The following is a 15,090-nucleotide window of genomic DNA, read 5'->3' on the forward strand; positions in this document are numbered from 1 at the left end:
CTTCTTTTAACGTTCATATTTTCTATAGTATGCAAAATTATCGAGCTGATGTCAATGATAATCCCCTATTCCAGTGTGGAATTTTATGCTTACAATGCCATTGCCGGGCCGAAAAATTCGAAATGAATTTTTTCTTCTGTTACACCTAGTTCTTTTAAAGTTGAAATAACAGATTTCATGAATGGAACAGGTCCACATACATAATAATCAGCATCCGGTTTAATTGTTTCAGCTAATACATCGCGATCTACATAGCCTTCTTTTACAAAATACGGATTATTTTTATCGATATCTGTTGGAGATGTATAAACAAAGCCAAGTTCGTAATCTGCTAGTTTAATCTCAGAAAGTTCATTTCTGAAAGCTTGAACAGATCCGTTATTCGCTGCTTGAATAAATTGAACCGAACGATTTGGTTGTTTCTCTGATACAGTTTGAACCATGCTTAATAATGGAGTAATTCCGACGCCGCCTGCAAGGAAGACAATTGGTGTATCTTTTTCTTCCAAGATGAAATCTCCAGCAGGAGCTGTAACTTCAATTTTGTCACCAATTTGAACAGATTTGTGTAAGTAGTTGGATACTTTACCTTCATGTTCCCCGCCTTCTGCTTCTTTCTTCACTGAAATGCGGAAGTAATCGTGACCAGGTGCAACGGATAAGCTATATTGACGATTACATAAGTATTGCTCTCCTGGAATATTTACACGAATCGTAATGTATTGTCCTGGTAAGTAAGTTGGGACCTTAGTTCCATCAGTTGGTCTTAAATAGAAAGATGTAATCAGATCGCTTTCTTGTACTTTATCTGTTACTCTAAATTCTTTATAATCTTCCCAGCCATTATTTTGCTCAGAAGCTTCTTTGTACATGTCTTTTTCAATGCCAATGAATGCATCTGCAATCACACCATATGCTTCTGCCCACGCATTGATAATTTCGTCTGTTGCCGCATCGCCTAGTACTTCTTTAATCGCTTTCAATAAATTTTCACCAACGATTGGATAGTGCTCTGGCTTAACAGCTAAGCTTCTATGTTTATGAGCAATCTGTTTCACAACTGGAACGATTACTCCTAAGTTATCAATATATTTCGCTGCAGCTAAAACTGTATTTGCTAATGCCGTTTGTTGACGGCCTCTTTTTTGATTTGTTTGGTTGAAAATATTTAATAATTCTGGATGAGCTTCAAAAAGGTTTTTATAGAAAGTTTTTGTAATTGTTTCCCCATGAATTTCTAACACAGGTACTGTTGATTTCACAATATCAATTGTTTTTTGAGATAGCATAACGTACTCCCTCTTTCTTTAAACAAGTATTTTTAATACACCTTTATAATAGACCTTCATTTTCCATAAAGCAATATTTCAAATACATCTTTTTGTGAACATTTCGTTAACGTTTGAAAAGTGTTCACAATCTTTCTTTTAACTGTATTTCGTACATATTCAAATGTTATCGCTTCTTTATTTTTACAGTCTTTCATATTCTCGCTGTTATTCTTCAAAACGGACTGTGAAACATCGTTATGAATACTTTTCACATCTCTTCACATAATAAGCTTTGTGATTTATTCCTTACAGTAAGGAGAACAACATGAATCTAAATGAGATAAGGAGTGCAATTATGGGAATCTTAAGCGGCAATCCAAAAGATGAACCAATGCATTATGGTGAAGTATTTGCTATATGGACGAATCTTTTTACAAACAATGGCTTAATCACTGCATATCAAACATTTCTTCAGCATGCGGGAGATGAAGATCTAAAAAAACTTATCGAAGAAGCTATTGAGTGTATGCAAAATGAAAATCCACAGTTAGAGGAATTACTAAAAGCAAACGGCCTTGGACTTCCTCCTGCCTCACCTGATCGTCCGGTTGCCAAATTAGAAGACATACCTGTTGGAGCAAGATTTACTGATCCAGAAATTAGCACTGCTCTTTCTATGGATATTGCAGCGGGGTTAGTTGCATGCAGTCAAGCAATTGGACAATGTATTAGAGAAGATATTGCTATGATGTATGGCCAATTCCATGCGGCTAAGGCCCAATTGGGTGCAAAATTTTTGAGACTGAACAAGAATAAAGGGTGGTTGGTTCCACCTCCTCTTCATGTACACAGACCCGAACAAGAATAGCTCGCATTTAAATGTTAAGAGCAATCTTACTTTAAGATTGCTCCCCTTTGTTCTACATTTTCGCCCGCTTTCATTCTTCTTAGATGTCACAATATAAATGAATAGTAATCTATCTTGCTCCTCATTCAGATACTTAAATACGTATACTTGTCTCTTTTTTAGCCACCATAATAAGTGGAGGTGATGAAAATGATGAAGAAAAATGATGTAGAGATAAAGGAACCAAAAGAAACAATGAAAAGTAACAGTGATAATTACCTAGGTCTTGATCCAGACGAACAAGAGATGAATGGATTATATGGAATGGCTGAAACGGAATCTGAAGATCGCCTCCATGATGTAGAAAAATAAAAATTGCGTATCTTAATATGTATGTAGGAGGTAAATTCATTTGACAAACCAACAAAATCAAAATAACGAGAAGCAACAGAAGAAATCCGTTAGCACGCAGTCTGTTTTTGAAGAAAACAATACAGATAATGCTCTCGGTTATGGGGATACGGATCCTAATGCTAGAGTATTAAATAATATGACAAATAAAACCAATCAATAACGACTAACTGAAACGCCTTCTTTGGCGTTTTTTCCCTTTAATTCCCCTTTACCTTTACTTCATTAATGCCCTATGTAGCCTACACTTCTCATTTCTTTCGAATATTTTTTGATTTACTACAAACCCTATAATTTAAGAGGTGATAGAAATGAAAGAACAAGAAAAATCTAAAAATATTGGTCAAAAAGCTAATTCAATGAATGCGATGGATCAAGGGCTGAACTTAGTAGCACAAACAATAAATAATGCTACAGGTATTGACAAAGGAAACGATGGGAAAGTCAGTAAAAACGATTAAATGACACGCCTTTTTTGGCGTTTTTTTATTTTCACTTACGAGTTCTCCCCCCGTCATAGATATCATTCTACTACTTACGTTCTGAAGCAGATCATTACATCATGTTTACAATTATGCTATTATAAAATTAAAAACTTTCTCAATTAAGAATATGTTTTGCCTATTCGTTACATATTTTTCTAGGAGTTTGATAACTTGTTCAACAGAACGGGTGTAGATTGTGAGGCGAAAATTATGCGGTTAACTAGCTATTCAGATTATTCCATCCGAGTATTAATCTATTTAGCGACCCAAAATAACGACAAGCTAACGAACATAAAAGAAATCTCTGAAGTGTATGATATATCGAAAAATCATCTAATGAAAATTGTTCATAATCTTGGAAAAACGGGGTATATCGAGACGGTTCGAGGAAGAAACGGCGGTTTTAGACTAGCCAAGGCACCTGCCGATATCAATATTGGAGAAGTAGTTCGCCGAACTGAAGAGGATTTCTATTTAGTCGAGTGCTACAAAGATCATAACAACTGTGTCATTTCTCCCGTTTGTTCTTTGAAGTTTATACTTAACACGGCCTTAGATGCCTTTCTACAAGTGCTTGATCAATATACATTAGCTGATATTGTTGAAAATAAAGCAATGCTAAAAGCATACTTCCAATCTGCTCAAAAAGAAAAATAACTCAGATTAAAAAGAGAGAATGACTTATAAAAGGTTTTATACTTATCAGAAATACATGATGTAAATGGCTTAAAAAATCGATTGGGGGTCTGACACCTTTGCTTTTGAGTCATTCTCTTCTTAAAATAAAACAGAGACTCTCCATCTGCTTCTAGTTCTGTATTTAAATCTAATAATAAATCATCCATCTCTGGAATATAAAGAAGCTTTTCCTTCTCCTTGTTTCGTTTCATTTTGTCCCCTTCTGCCCCTGTGCCCTTTCAACTATTTTACTATTCTTCATAAAGGGCATGTATGACAATTTTCCAAACAAAGGCACAAGAAAAGGCTCATTTTTCATTTAAATTCGTTAATTCTTGACCAAGCTTTTTTAATTTTTCTCCTACCGTACATTGAGATAAACAAAATTGATGCGCAAACGTACGTCCCTTCTCCTTTCGAAAATGTTTTTGTACAAAACAGCCTTCGCAAAAAGATAGCATTTCTTCGACTTCTTCATAAATCTTCTTCCGATTCATTTCTGGTCATAACTCCTTCTTTTCTATTTGCATCTTGCCGAAAATTTCTTCTCCGTTTATAGCTTGTGATGCCAATTGGTCACTTTCTTGATTATCTTTTCTTGAAATTGGTGTGTATACAGGACGAATGTTAAGCTTTGCTAACTTTTCCTCGATGCGGTCGATCCATCGATTTAATTGCTCTTCATAGCACGGCCATTCTCCCGAGAGCTGATTTAGTACAACGAGTGAATCTCCTTTAAACACACAGCTTTGATGATGTACCTCTAATTCCTCAAGCTGCTTAACCGCTTCATAAAATGCTGCATACTCAGCTTCATTATTCGATTCTAATTGATGAAGCAGTGCATTTTTCCGAATTCTCCAGTTCTTCTTATTTTGTGTATAATAAAGAGCAACACCAAGCCCTGCCAGTCTTTCGTTTTTTCGGTAGCTGCCGTCAAAAAAGACTGTAATATTTTGAGGTTCATCTTCAACCTCAGTCAACAGCTTAACAAGTTCTTTTTTCGTCCATACCGTTCCTACTTCATCTTCAAATTCTACCGCTTTTACCCGCCCTGTTTTTTCTAAATCTTCTACAATAGCTAGCGCAGACTCAGCCTCAAGCCATTCCGAAAGAAAAGAAGCTGTTCCTTTTTTATTTAAAAAATATGTCCAACGAATCAATACTTTCAATCAACTCAACTCCTTAACTAAACAATTTCTATACCTATTTCAACATTTTACAGCTATAATTTATATATTAGGATGGAGCTTGTTATCTAGTATCATTCGTTTTACATGCCTTTATCCCATCTTAAAAAATCTATTTGAATTGAGCATGTCTAGCTAAACATCTTCCTGACTTTCAACAGAGAATAATCATAGCATATTCAAGTCCAAAGTTCGAGGTGAAGTAAAATGATTGAAGTATATATTGATGGCGCTAGTGCTGGGAACCCTGGCCCAAGCGGTGCAGGCATTTTTATTAATAATAATGGTCATGTAGAACGCTATTCGATTCCACTTGGCTTACTGGAAAATCATGAAGCAGAATACTATGCATTGATTAAAGCATTAGAAATTTGTGTGAAAAATCATTATCAAATTGTCTCTTTTCGCACGGATTCACAAGCAATTAACCAAGCAATGGAAAAAGAATTCGCCAAAAATAAACGCTATGCACCATTGCTTGCTCAAGCGTTAACTTTAGCAAAACAATTAGACCTCTTTTTTATAAAATGGATTCCAAGCATTGAAAATAAGTCCGCCGATCAATTAGCTAGACGAGCTATTCACTTAAACAAGGAGCGGCCAGATGAGAAAGACAGCTGATTTTACGTTATTATTCGTCGCCTTTATTTGGGGGGCGACCTTTGTTATGGTTCAAAATGCAACTTCTTTTCTTGAACCACATAGCTTTAATGGGATTCGATTTTTGATCGCCTTTATAAGTCTACTTATTATTTATGTTCTTTTCATCCGAAAAGAACAAGGTGTTTGGTCAAGAAATTTATTAATTGCCGGATTTAAAATTGGCATTTGGCTTTTTTTAGGATATTCATTTCAAACGGTAGGTTTACTGCATACCACTCCAGCCAAAGCCGGCTTTATTACCGGCTTAAGCGTCGTGCTTGTTCCACTGTTCTCCGTATTGCTTTTAAAAATGAAATTATCGCAAAATGCAATCATTGGGGTTATTGCAGCCACAATTGGACTTTATTTAATGACAGTGGTCGATACAGCCTCATTCAGTCTTGGTGATCTGCTCATCTTATTATGTGCGGTTAGTTTTGCAATGCAAATCATTATGACAGCTAAAGTCGCTGGCGATTATGCAGCTTTACCATTAACATTAGTGCAGCTGTTTACCGTATCGATTCTATCCTTTATATCAGCACCGATTTTTGGTGAAGATATTTCAGTCTTAGTCAATCCAACCATCATGTTGCAAACAGAAGTTTGGAGCGCCTTGTTTGTAACCGCTATTTTTGCTACAGCATTGGCATTTTTGGCGCAAACGCATTTCCAAGCCTACACATCTCCAACACGAGTTGCGTTAATTTTTGCGACTGAGCCGGTATTTGCCGCTCTCACATCCTATCTATGGATTGATGAAAAATTAACAGTCGCTTCAATCGCTGGCTGTATATGTATTTTGTTTGGGATGGTTATTGCCGAACTGCCTGCTAAAAAAAGAAAAATAAAACCGGACTTCCATTGAGGGAGTCCGATTTTATTGAAATAAGCCTTGTTCACGAGCAAACTTTTCTGCTTCTCGTTTTGTAGAAATATGATTTTTTGTTAAAGTTTCAAGCAAAGATACATAAAAGCTGCCGTCGAACTTTTTTTGCACCTTTAATGTTAGTTCAATCGCAATATTAACTAAAGAATCACTAGCTTTCGTATACTGTTTTCCAAAATAAATAAAACCAATCATGTCTTCACCAAAAGAAAAACCTTTTCCTTCTAAATATGTAATATACTCTTCAGTCGACCAAGCCAATCTTCCACCTTCTCCGTACACTTTTTCCTTCATCTTACCGCAAAATTTGACTTTTTCCTATCGTTTATCTAATAAAAATTAATACTAAACATGAGAAATACCACTTTGTTCAGAGTAAACTTTACTTCTGAACAAAATGGTATTTAAAGCTCTAGTAGACTTGCTACAATGAAAAAGATTTTTTATCACTTTACTCATTCAATACGTTCGCTCTATTCAAAGTAACAGCTATTGTATCGCTCGAATATATTTTACTTTTTCAAATGATAAGGTACAGTCGTGATAATGACATTTCTTCGATAAAGCAAGGAAGTACGAATCAGTAAACTTGATTGGTTATGAAGAATATTGTGCCAGCCTTTCCTTGGTATAAATTGTGGTATAACGACTGTAACCCGATAGTTTGCTTCACTCGCTTTATGTTCAATGGTATCAATGAATTTAGTTAATGGACCTATGATGCTTCTGTAATGTGAGTGTAAAGTTACAAGTCTCACATCAGGTTGCCATTTCTTCCAATTATCCTCAAACTTCTTTTCATCTTCTCGTTCAAAAGAAACGTAAACAGCTATAATCTGTTCTGCTGAAAGGGATTTTGCATAGTTTAATGAATTCTCCACCACATGAGTAATGCCAGCGACAGGTACAATGATTACATTCCCTTCGATTGGTACAGCAGGTTCACAAGACGTAACCCTTAGCTGCTCACCTACTGCATCATAATGCTTTCTAATTCGATGAAAAACGAGAATGATGATAGGTAAAAAAACTAAAACCGGCCAAACCTGAGTAAATTTAGTTAAAAAGAATATGATGGTAACAATCAAACTAATAACAGCACCAATGGAGTTAATGATTAACTTAAAAACCCATCCTTTTGGCTTTTCACGAATCCATTTAACCATCATTCCGGTCTGAGACAACGTAAATGGAATAAATACTCCTACTGCATAAAGCGGAATAAGATTTTCTGTATGCCCTTCAAAAGCGATTATTAAGACGATGGAAGCAAGTCCTAATATGATAATTCCATTCGAATATCCTAATCGATCGCCTCTAATTGTAAACATCCTTGGTATAAACTTATCCTTTGCGAGATTGACAGCCAGCAAAGGAAAAGCAGAATAGCCTGTATTGGCAGCAAGGATTAATATTAAAGCTGTTGCTCCTTGAATAAAGAAATACATGAAATTTCGTCCAAATATCTCTTCAGCAATTTGCGAGACAACTGTTACCTCTACACTCGGAACAATGCTTAAATAATAGGCTAGAAATACAATGCCTGTAAATAACACAGCAAGTAAGGAACCCATTAAAATTAACGTTTTGGCAGCGTTATTAGGAGCTGGCTCTTTAAAGTTTGGAATCGCATTAGAAATGGCTTCAACTCCTGTCAACGCAGAACCACCTGATGCAAATGCTCTAAGAAGGATAAATAAACTGATTCCTGCTACCGGTGTGCCCATTGGAGTACGTAAGTCAGAAGACACTTCCCCCATCAAGATTTTGTATATCCCTACACCAATCAGAATGAATAACGCTAAAACGAATAAATACACCGGATAAGCTAATATGGAAGCTGACTCTGTTACCCCTCTTAAGTTCAGGATAGTAAGAAATAGTACAAAAAGGATGGCTATCACCACATTATGTGTATGCAAACTAGGAAAAGCAGATGTAATAGCATCCGTCCCAGCAGACACACTTACAGCCACAGTTAAAATATAATCAACTAATAAGGAACCTCCAGCTATCAATCCTGCATTCACACCTAAATTATTCTTTGAAACAACATACGCTCCCCCTCCATGAGGATACGCAAAGATAATTTGTCGATAAGACAAAATTAAAGCCGTTAACAGAAGCAATACTCCTACAGCGATAGGAATGGAATACCAAAATGCAGTGACACCCACTGTAATTAGCACAAGCAATATTTGTTCGGGACCATATGCAACAGAAGACAAAGCATCAGAAGATAATATAGCCAAAGCTTTTGTTTTGTTAAGCTTTTGTTCCCCGGCTGCCGTTGATTTTAAAGGCCGCCCAATTAAAAATCTTTTTATAGAGGCCATCACTAAGAATCACCACCGAACATAAATGTAGTTGTATATTACCTAGTTAAATGAAAAAATCTTTTACAAAATGCAAAAATGCCTACAAGTCAAAGTTAAATAGACCTGTAGACATCAATTTTTTTGTCTCACAAGCTCCACCTTCCTTCTCATATAACGCTTACGAGGTTAGCTGTCGGATTCGGACCTTTGAGTAGCCCTACCTTGAAAGGATTCACCCCTTGAATTGTTAACCAATTCTAATAATGGTTCCCCCGCACCAAACGGTTTCAGCGATTTAGAAATATGAAACTGTGATTAGCATACTGCTGTGAATTCGAAAAGTAAATAAAAATTTTATTATGACCTATACTTCCTATGTTTCTATAATACTATTGTCTTCCCTCCTAAATGTTTAATGATAAACAATATATAATACTCTTCTCTTACTACATCATTTTACATATATGATCAATAATACAAAAAATAGGAGCTTCTATTCTGAAGCTCCTGCCCTCTTATAACATACGTAAAACCGATCGAAATTCATGCGTCTCTAGCATATACCGTACCTTTTCGTCATCATATTGAAAATACGCCTCATCAAGCGAGCAAGAAATTGGTACATCACATTTAATTTCAGCAAGCTTTCGGGATAAATGAAGCATCTCAAGCTCTGCTTCAATTTTCGCCCGCTGCCCCTTCGTTAATGAAGATAAATTTTCTAAAATTCCTTCGATACTTTCATACTCCATTAATAATTTTAACGCTGTTTTTTCACCAATTCCTTTTACACCTGGATAGTTATCTGCTGTATCGCCCATTAACGCTTTTAAATCAATCATTTGCCTCGGCTTAATCCCTTTCCATTCATAAAAACTATGAGGATTATGCACATCATAATTACCAAAGCCTTTTTTCAATAACACAACAGAAATATGCTCATCTAACAGCTGCAGCATATCTTGATCTCCCGTTAAGATGCCTACACGACTATCCTTAGCTGACGCCTTCGCAATCGTTCCAATACAATCATCCGCTTCAAAACCGGCTAGTCCAATATTCGGAATATCAAAGGCTTGAACTACTTCCTTCGCTAAATCAAACTGTGGAATCATTTCCACTGGTGCATCCGAACGATTCGCCTTATACCCATCAAACAGTTCATTTCGAAACGTATGACTGCCCATATCCCAACAAACCGCCACATGGCTTGGCTTAAAATGATTAGTTGCCGTTAGCATATGCTTTAAAAACCCTTGCACTGCATTGGTCGGTACACCTTTTGAATTAATCATAAACTGTCCTGTAACAGCTGTTCCATAAAAAGCTCTAAATAAAAGCGCCATCCCGTCTACAAGTAGAAAAGTTGGACACTGTTCATTTTCATTTCCTAACATACTACCACCTCAACTATGATGTCTACTTATTTTATCATGATTTTTATTAATATAGTTACTTTTTAAAAGAGCTTTGTTATAGGACGCTGTTCATTTTTGGCTCCTACCCATTTGATCAACAATATTGTTTAACACAGCCTTTTTAAAAAACACTAGTCAATAATTCCTATTTTTCAAAATATTAGTTGAAAATATATATAAATTATATTAATTTAGTGACTAGTGTTATAAATTATGACACAAAATAGAATAAGGGGGTTCAAAATGAAAGGTCGTAAATTAAGCTTTACCCTGTTAACAACTTTTATTTCTCTATCATTAGCTGGTTGTTCTTCAGGAGTAACCGAATCAACCAAGGAAGAAAAGCTTCAAAAAGAAGAATCCACAGAAACGTCAACAACTGTACATCATGAAACGGATTGGTCTTACAAAGGAGAAACAGGACCAGAACATTGGGGTGAGTTAGATCCTCTAAACTCTGCATGTATAAACGGGAAGGAACAATCCCCTATCAATGTTGAGACATCCCAAATTAAAGCAGATAAACAACTTGAAAAACTAGAAATCAACTACATATCCTCTGAATTTTCCCTAGAAAACAATGGACATACTATTCAAGGGAACCCTGCAACATCAGATAACTTCATTGTTCTAAACAATAATAAGTATACATTAGCTCAATTTCATTTTCATACACCAAGCGAACATCAATTTAATGGACAAAACTTTGATATGGAATTACATCTCGTACATAAAGATGACAAGAATCAATTAGCCGTAGTAGGGCTAATGATTAAGGAAGGCAAAGCAAATGAGGTTCTTGAACAAGCTTGGAAAGCTCTCCCTCAAGAAAAAACAACTGAAGCGAAGAAACTAGCTAATCCGATAAACTTAACGGAGATTCTTCCAAAGGATCAACAATCATTTAGATATAATGGTTCATTAACGACTCCCCCGTGTTCTGAAAACGTTAATTGGATTATATTAGAGCAGCCAATTGAAATGTCTAAAGAACAAATCGAGGCATTTCGTAAAATCTTTCCAGATAATCATCGTCCTGTCCAACCATTAAATGAACGTGAAATTAGGAAGAGTTAATCTATTGATATTTTTATTTTAGTAGCTATATCTAGTATCACTGTGAAAAGAGATGTAGAATCACCCTTTCACACGAAAAACAGTAAAAAAGCAGACTTACTTATTTTAGTAAGTCTGCTTTTTTCATTAAGAATGCTTTCTTTTCATTTTCGCCAATACTTCTTCATAGTACGGAATATCCACTTTTTCTTCTAAAGCAGAACGTAAACCAGCAAAGATATCAGCAATTTCTCGTTGATAGGCTTGTTGAATGGCAGCTAGTTCTTCTTCAAGCATCGCTGTGTAGGCTTCAAACATACGTCCACCTTGGAATTGTACATAATCAAGAGCCGGCTGATCTAAACGCGCTTGAATAGCATTGCTCATATGCACTTTTTCATTTTTTTCAAAGAAGGCCTTTGGATTCTTAAAAAGAGCTAACTCTTTTTTGAATTCCGCTTCTGTTAGGTCTTCAAAGGCCCGCTTGAATTCAGGAATATCCCGTCCTGCCGCTTCATAAGACTGCAAAGAAATGGTCTTTCTAACATCTTGAATTTGCTGTAACAGTGACACTTGCTTTTCTTTTAATAACTTATTAACAAATACTTCTGAACGCAAAGCCGTCGCTCTCATTTCCTGGGAAAGGTCAAAGCCTAATGATTCTAGTAAACTTTGTAGCGCTTGCTTCAATACAACCTTTAAGTCCTGCCCATCGTCTTTAATAACAGCTGGGTTAAAGGATTCTTTAAAGAAATCCGTAAAACGTAAAAAGACACGCTGCTTACTATAGAAAGTTAGTTCATCCACTTCTTTTTTCAATCGTTTTTTCTCTGCTTCGCTCGGAATCACCGCAAGTATGTCAGCAATCGCTTGACTTTCCTCGTTCAACGTTTCTAATGCACGCAATTTCGCTTGCTCATCTTGTTTAGAAGCAGCAATTACATCCGCTAATAGTTCTTCTGCGCGAATGACGGCCGCTTCTGCTGACTCAATCGCAAGGTCCGTTAAATCATGTTCAATAAAGTCATCGAAACGTGATTGGAACGTACTAATTCCACTATTCGGCAAGAATGCGTGATGGAAGGAACCTGGCTCAAGCTTTTCTGAAAGCGCCCCTTTACTCGTTAACGGGAATAATTTCGGGAAGCGAATACCAAAGCCATTTAATTGGTCTTTCACATATTCGATTACGTCCTCTAATTCTTCTGTCGTTTCCGCCAAATCTACCGCATTAACGATAAAGAACATTTTATCCATCGCAAAGGAATCTTTAACACGACCAAGCTGAATTAAAAACTCACGGTCCGCTTTCGAGAATGGATGATTATAATACGTCACAAATAAAATGGCATCCGAATTTTTAATATATTCAAAGGCCGCTCCTGTATGACGAGCATTAATGGAATCGGCTCCCGGTGTATCAACTAATACCATTCCTTGCTTCGTCATGGCGCAATCATAATACAGTTCAATTAAATCAACAAGACAAGACTTCGATTCCTCAGCCGCAAAGCTTTTAAAGCCATCTAAATCTACTGTAATAACTGTACCAAGCTGCTCTTTGTAAGGAGGTAACCCTTGATGAAACGCTCTTAAGAAAGAAAGATACGTTTTACCTGTTTCCTGTTCATCTGCTTTCGCAACAATCTCACCCGCAAATTGATACGCTTCATCCAGTGTTTTTGCCTGCTTTCCAAAAGCATTTAGCGCAAGTGATACATCTTCGAGTAACATCGCTTCTGTTTTTAATTGAACAGTTGCAGTACCGTGTGAATGCTCCGCATTTGACGCCATAATTTTATTGATAGCAGCTGTCGTCGGATTCGGTGAAACAGGCAATACTTTTTCGCCCATTAACGCATTAGCGAAGGAGGATTTCCCTGCACTAAAAGCCCCGAATAAAGCAACGGTAAATGTTTGCTGCTCTAGGCGACTGGCTTTGTCTGTTAATTCTTTGTATAAAGATTGGAATCCTTTTAAAGGCTGAATCAGTTGGGCGGCTTCTTGTAAACTTGTTGCCGTTTCAAGAAGTTTTTCTTTTCCGCGTAAATCGCCTTTAACAACCGATGCTTCCTTCACGTCTGTACCAGCACTTGCTTCCATTTCTGCAAGAATAGAAGCACCAGCTCCATCACGTACTTCGTGATTTCCTATTTCCATCATCTTCACAGTCACATTTCGTTCCTCTTCTAGCCATTGATTCACTAATGTGTCAACAGCTAGATTGTCGAATACATCAGAAGTTGCATGTGCAATATCTTGCAGCTCTTTTTGTTCTTTTGTTACTTTATCACCTAAGGCGGCGGAAGCATTTAATGCTCTTTCAAAATCAGCATACTGCTCAAGTTCAGTAGATAGCTGACGTAATTTATTATCCGCTTTCTTCTTCATAGCAGCTAATAAATCTGCTAAAAATTGATCCGCTACTCCACGTGCTTCTTTCTTTATAGAGTTCGCCAAGTCATTTGTATAATTCAGCACATACTCTCCGGTCATACTAGCTTGCGGTTTTAAAGAGCCTCTTAAAAACTCCTCCATAATGGAAATCGAAAGCGATTGTGCCTCACTTTCTAAGTTCGCATCATGAACCTCAGCATCTGCAAGGACTTTAACGGCCATTTCTTTAATATGCCATTCCAGTTGAATCTTCACCTTTTCTTGAATATCAGCAAGAAAAGCACCTAATCGCTCCTCTTTCTCAGCCATTGTTTTCTTTTTAGCAAACAGCATGCCTACTTTGAAATCAGGCTGTGTGGATTCTAAAAAGGCTGTCGCTAAATCACGCGTAGGAGCTGGCATTAGATAAGCATTTTTCAAAATCTCTTCTAAATCATCCGTAAATCGTTCTTTCACATGATTGATTCGTGCAAGAATGTCACGCTTTTCTTGTTGAAGACTTTCCACTTGCTCCGTCATTTGCGCTCGTTCATCATCCGGTAATTCTGCTAATAATGTAAACTCTTTCTCATGCTCTTCCTCAAATTGTTCCTCTAACCAAGTAAGATGCTTCTCGATTAAAACATGGGCAGACTGCATAACTGTGTCTGTACCACTGGCTTCACCTTTCTCAGCCATCTCATAAATAAATTGACGTACCGTTTCAATTTGGTTCGCTTCTAAATCTAAATCCCTTACAGATGTATAGAAAATACCACTTGGGAATACATTCCAGTTTGCGAATGCTTCCGTTACGGAACGCTGAAAGCCTTCAAAGCTGAGTTCTTTCTCATCGTGCTTATCAATCATATTAATAATTAAGTACGTTGGTTTATTTGCTTCAATTAGTTCCTTTGTAAATAGAAAATTCACTTCCGATTGAACATGATTGTAATCCATCACATAAAACACAACATCTGCTAAATGCAGAGCCGACTCTGTCGAAACCCGGTGTGCATCATCCGTAGAATCAATCCCAGGTGTGTCCATAATGACACAAGATTCTGGCAATGGAAATTCACTTGAACTAATCGTAATCGCTGAGACAGAGTCACCATCTTTAGCAAATTTCTTTACTTCCTTAAAATCATACGGCGCTGGAAATAAGACAGGCGGCTGATCATGGTAGAATACTTTCGCATAGTTCTCCCCTTTTTGCACCTTAACTGTATTCGCGCTTGTTGGAATCGGACTCGATGGCAACACTTGATCTTGTAATAAAAAGTTAATCATGCTTGATTTTCCGGCTGAAAAGTGACCGCAAAATGCGAGGACAAACTCATCTTGATTACATTTCATTATTAACTGCTTCATTTTATCGGCATTACTTACATCCCCAGCCGACTGAAACTTTTCATATAGTGCGGTCAAAACTCCTATTTTTGACTGTTGCTCTAATGTTTGTTGAATCATGAATCCATACCCCTCATATCTCTTTATTTATACTTA

17 protein-coding genes, 1 riboswitch and 1 other annotated feature (1 of these 19 running past the window's edge) are annotated in these 15,090 nt (G+C 36.7%); of the genes, 8 read left to right on the plus strand and 9 right to left on the minus strand.

Annotated features, from left to right (window positions below; translation table 11 throughout):
- Window positions 1-19 (minus strand) — a binding site (T-box leader) (it extends 198 nt beyond the left edge of the window).
- Window positions 20-89: 70 nt separating this feature from the next.
- Window positions 90-1,289: an NO-inducible flavohemoprotein gene (hmpA, locus tag BAOM_RS15840; RefSeq protein WP_127761104.1), complete on the minus strand. Its 1,200-nt coding sequence runs from the start codon at window positions 1,287-1,289 to the stop codon at window positions 90-92.
- Window positions 1,290-1,345: 56 nt separating this feature from the next.
- Window positions 1,346-1,543 carry a hypothetical protein gene (locus BAOM_RS15845; RefSeq protein WP_127761105.1) on the minus strand — a complete coding sequence of 66 codons (198 nt, stop codon included), beginning with the start codon at window positions 1,541-1,543 and terminating at the stop codon, window positions 1,346-1,348.
- An 83-nt stretch (window positions 1,544-1,626) separates the two neighbouring features.
- Here BAOM_RS15845 and BAOM_RS15850 point away from each other — a divergent pair, with 83 nt between their 5' ends.
- The 5 genes from BAOM_RS15850 (at window position 1,627) to BAOM_RS15860 (ending at window position 3,671) form a co-directional block, all read left to right on the plus strand.
- Window positions 1,627-2,139: a DUF3231 family protein gene (locus BAOM_RS15850; protein WP_127762602.1), complete on the plus strand. Its 513-nt coding sequence runs from the start codon at window positions 1,627-1,629 to the stop codon at window positions 2,137-2,139.
- Between the two features lie 189 nt (window positions 2,140-2,328).
- Complete coding sequence (locus BAOM_RS15855) at window positions 2,329-2,490, plus strand: DUF4021 domain-containing protein (protein WP_252282547.1); 162 nt, start codon at window positions 2,329-2,331, stop codon at window positions 2,488-2,490.
- Between the two features lie 40 nt (window positions 2,491-2,530).
- Window positions 2,531-2,692 carry a hypothetical protein gene (locus BAOM_RS24570; protein ID WP_164853260.1) on the plus strand — a complete coding sequence of 54 codons (162 nt, stop codon included), beginning with the start codon at window positions 2,531-2,533 and terminating at the stop codon, window positions 2,690-2,692.
- A 148-nt stretch (window positions 2,693-2,840) separates the two neighbouring features.
- Entirely contained in the window at window positions 2,841-2,990 is a 150-nt protein-coding gene (locus BAOM_RS24575; protein WP_164853261.1) for a hypothetical protein, read from the plus strand.
- A gap of 234 nt (window positions 2,991-3,224) precedes the next feature.
- Window positions 3,225-3,671, plus strand: coding sequence for an RrF2 family transcriptional regulator (locus BAOM_RS15860; RefSeq protein ID WP_127762604.1), 447 nt, complete (start codon window positions 3,225-3,227; stop codon window positions 3,669-3,671).
- Here the strand turns inward: BAOM_RS15860 and BAOM_RS15865 are convergent.
- The 3 genes from BAOM_RS15865 to BAOM_RS15875 form a co-directional block, all read right to left on the minus strand.
- Window positions 3,656-3,904 (minus strand): hypothetical protein, encoded by a 249-nt coding sequence (locus tag BAOM_RS15865; RefSeq protein ID WP_127761106.1) that lies wholly within the window; start codon window positions 3,902-3,904, stop codon window positions 3,656-3,658. The genes BAOM_RS15860 and BAOM_RS15865 overlap by 16 nt on opposite strands.
- Window positions 3,905-4,000: 96 nt before the next feature.
- Window positions 4,001-4,189 (minus strand): zinc-finger domain-containing protein, encoded by a 189-nt coding sequence (locus BAOM_RS15870; RefSeq protein ID WP_119115284.1) that lies wholly within the window; start codon window positions 4,187-4,189, stop codon window positions 4,001-4,003.
- A gap of 6 nt (window positions 4,190-4,195) precedes the next feature.
- Window positions 4,196-4,864: a ribonuclease H family protein gene (locus BAOM_RS15875; protein WP_127761107.1), complete on the minus strand. Its 669-nt coding sequence runs from the start codon at window positions 4,862-4,864 to the stop codon at window positions 4,196-4,198.
- A 225-nt stretch (window positions 4,865-5,089) separates the two neighbouring features.
- Between BAOM_RS15875 and BAOM_RS15880 the strand changes: the two genes are divergently transcribed.
- Together BAOM_RS15880 and BAOM_RS15885 are read left to right on the plus strand one after the other, a co-directional pair.
- Complete coding sequence (locus BAOM_RS15880; RefSeq protein ID WP_127761108.1) at window positions 5,090-5,503, plus strand: reverse transcriptase-like protein; 414 nt, start codon at window positions 5,090-5,092, stop codon at window positions 5,501-5,503.
- Window positions 5,487-6,392 carry a DMT family transporter gene (locus BAOM_RS15885; protein ID WP_127761109.1) on the plus strand — a complete coding sequence of 302 codons (906 nt, stop codon included), beginning with the start codon at window positions 5,487-5,489 and terminating at the stop codon, window positions 6,390-6,392. The genes BAOM_RS15880 and BAOM_RS15885 overlap by 17 nt, the downstream gene beginning before the upstream one ends.
- Window positions 6,393-6,404: 12 nt before the next feature.
- Here BAOM_RS15885 and BAOM_RS15890 read toward each other — a convergent pair whose 3' ends face one another.
- The 3 genes from BAOM_RS15890 to BAOM_RS15900 all read right to left on the minus strand — a co-directional run bounded on the left by BAOM_RS15890 (window position 6,405) and on the right by BAOM_RS15900 (window position 10,128).
- Window positions 6,405-6,674, minus strand: a complete 270-nt coding sequence (locus BAOM_RS15890) for a DUF6123 family protein (protein WP_252282548.1) — start codon at window positions 6,672-6,674, stop codon at window positions 6,405-6,407.
- Between the two features lie 251 nt (window positions 6,675-6,925).
- Complete coding sequence (locus BAOM_RS15895) at window positions 6,926-8,752, minus strand: APC family permease (RefSeq protein ID WP_127761111.1); 1,827 nt, start codon at window positions 8,750-8,752, stop codon at window positions 6,926-6,928.
- Window positions 8,753-8,890: 138 nt separating this feature from the next.
- Window positions 8,891-9,034: riboswitch (cyclic di-AMP (ydaO/yuaA leader) on the minus strand.
- Between the two features lie 212 nt (window positions 9,035-9,246).
- Window positions 9,247-10,128 carry a 5'-3' exonuclease gene (locus BAOM_RS15900; RefSeq protein ID WP_127761112.1) on the minus strand — a complete coding sequence of 294 codons (882 nt, stop codon included), beginning with the start codon at window positions 10,126-10,128 and terminating at the stop codon, window positions 9,247-9,249.
- A gap of 264 nt (window positions 10,129-10,392) precedes the next feature.
- On the opposite strand from BAOM_RS15900, the gene BAOM_RS15905 reads away from it, so the two are divergent.
- Entirely contained in the window at window positions 10,393-11,226 is an 834-nt protein-coding gene (locus tag BAOM_RS15905) for a carbonic anhydrase (RefSeq protein WP_127761113.1), read from the plus strand.
- A 126-nt stretch (window positions 11,227-11,352) separates the two neighbouring features.
- Here the strand turns inward: BAOM_RS15905 and BAOM_RS15910 are convergent, their stop codons facing one another.
- Entirely contained in the window at window positions 11,353-15,054 is a 3,702-nt protein-coding gene (locus BAOM_RS15910; protein ID WP_127761114.1) for a dynamin family protein, read from the minus strand.
- Window positions 15,055-15,090: the final 36 nt, after the last annotated feature.

The sequence above is a fragment of the Peribacillus asahii genome (genome assembly GCF_004006295.1).
GTDB lineage: Bacteria > Bacillota > Bacilli > Bacillales > DSM-1321 > Peribacillus > Peribacillus asahii_A.

What these genes read in the sequence shown, in the direction of transcription:
- BAOM_RS15910 (WP_127761114.1), bottom strand. Translation starts at nt 15,054, where the DNA reads ATGATTCAACAAACATTAGAGCAACAGTCAAAAATAGGAGTTTTGACC.
- BAOM_RS15880 (WP_127761108.1), top strand. Translation starts at nt 5,090, where the DNA reads ATGATTGAAGTATATATTGATGGCGCTAGTGCTGGGAACCCTGGCCCA.
- BAOM_RS15850 (WP_127762602.1), top strand. Translation starts at nt 1,627, where the DNA reads ATGGGAATCTTAAGCGGCAATCCAAAAGATGAACCAATGCATTATGGT.
- BAOM_RS15900 (WP_127761112.1), bottom strand. Translation starts at nt 10,128, where the DNA reads ATGTTAGGAAATGAAAATGAACAGTGTCCAACTTTTCTACTTGTAGAC.
- BAOM_RS15860 (WP_127762604.1), top strand. Translation starts at nt 3,225, where the DNA reads ATGCGGTTAACTAGCTATTCAGATTATTCCATCCGAGTATTAATCTAT.
- BAOM_RS15865 (WP_127761106.1), bottom strand. Translation starts at nt 3,904, where the DNA reads ATGAAACGAAACAAGGAGAAGGAAAAGCTTCTTTATATTCCAGAGATG.
- BAOM_RS15855 (WP_252282547.1), top strand. Translation starts at nt 2,329, where the DNA reads ATGATGAAGAAAAATGATGTAGAGATAAAGGAACCAAAAGAAACAATG.
- BAOM_RS15870 (WP_119115284.1), bottom strand. Translation starts at nt 4,189, where the DNA reads ATGAATCGGAAGAAGATTTATGAAGAAGTCGAAGAAATGCTATCTTTT.
- hmpA (WP_127761104.1), bottom strand. Translation starts at nt 1,289, where the DNA reads ATGCTATCTCAAAAAACAATTGATATTGTGAAATCAACAGTACCTGTG.
- BAOM_RS24575 (WP_164853261.1), top strand. Translation starts at nt 2,841, where the DNA reads ATGAAAGAACAAGAAAAATCTAAAAATATTGGTCAAAAAGCTAATTCA.
- BAOM_RS15905 (WP_127761113.1), top strand. Translation starts at nt 10,393, where the DNA reads ATGAAAGGTCGTAAATTAAGCTTTACCCTGTTAACAACTTTTATTTCT.
- BAOM_RS15885 (WP_127761109.1), top strand. Translation starts at nt 5,487, where the DNA reads ATGAGAAAGACAGCTGATTTTACGTTATTATTCGTCGCCTTTATTTGG.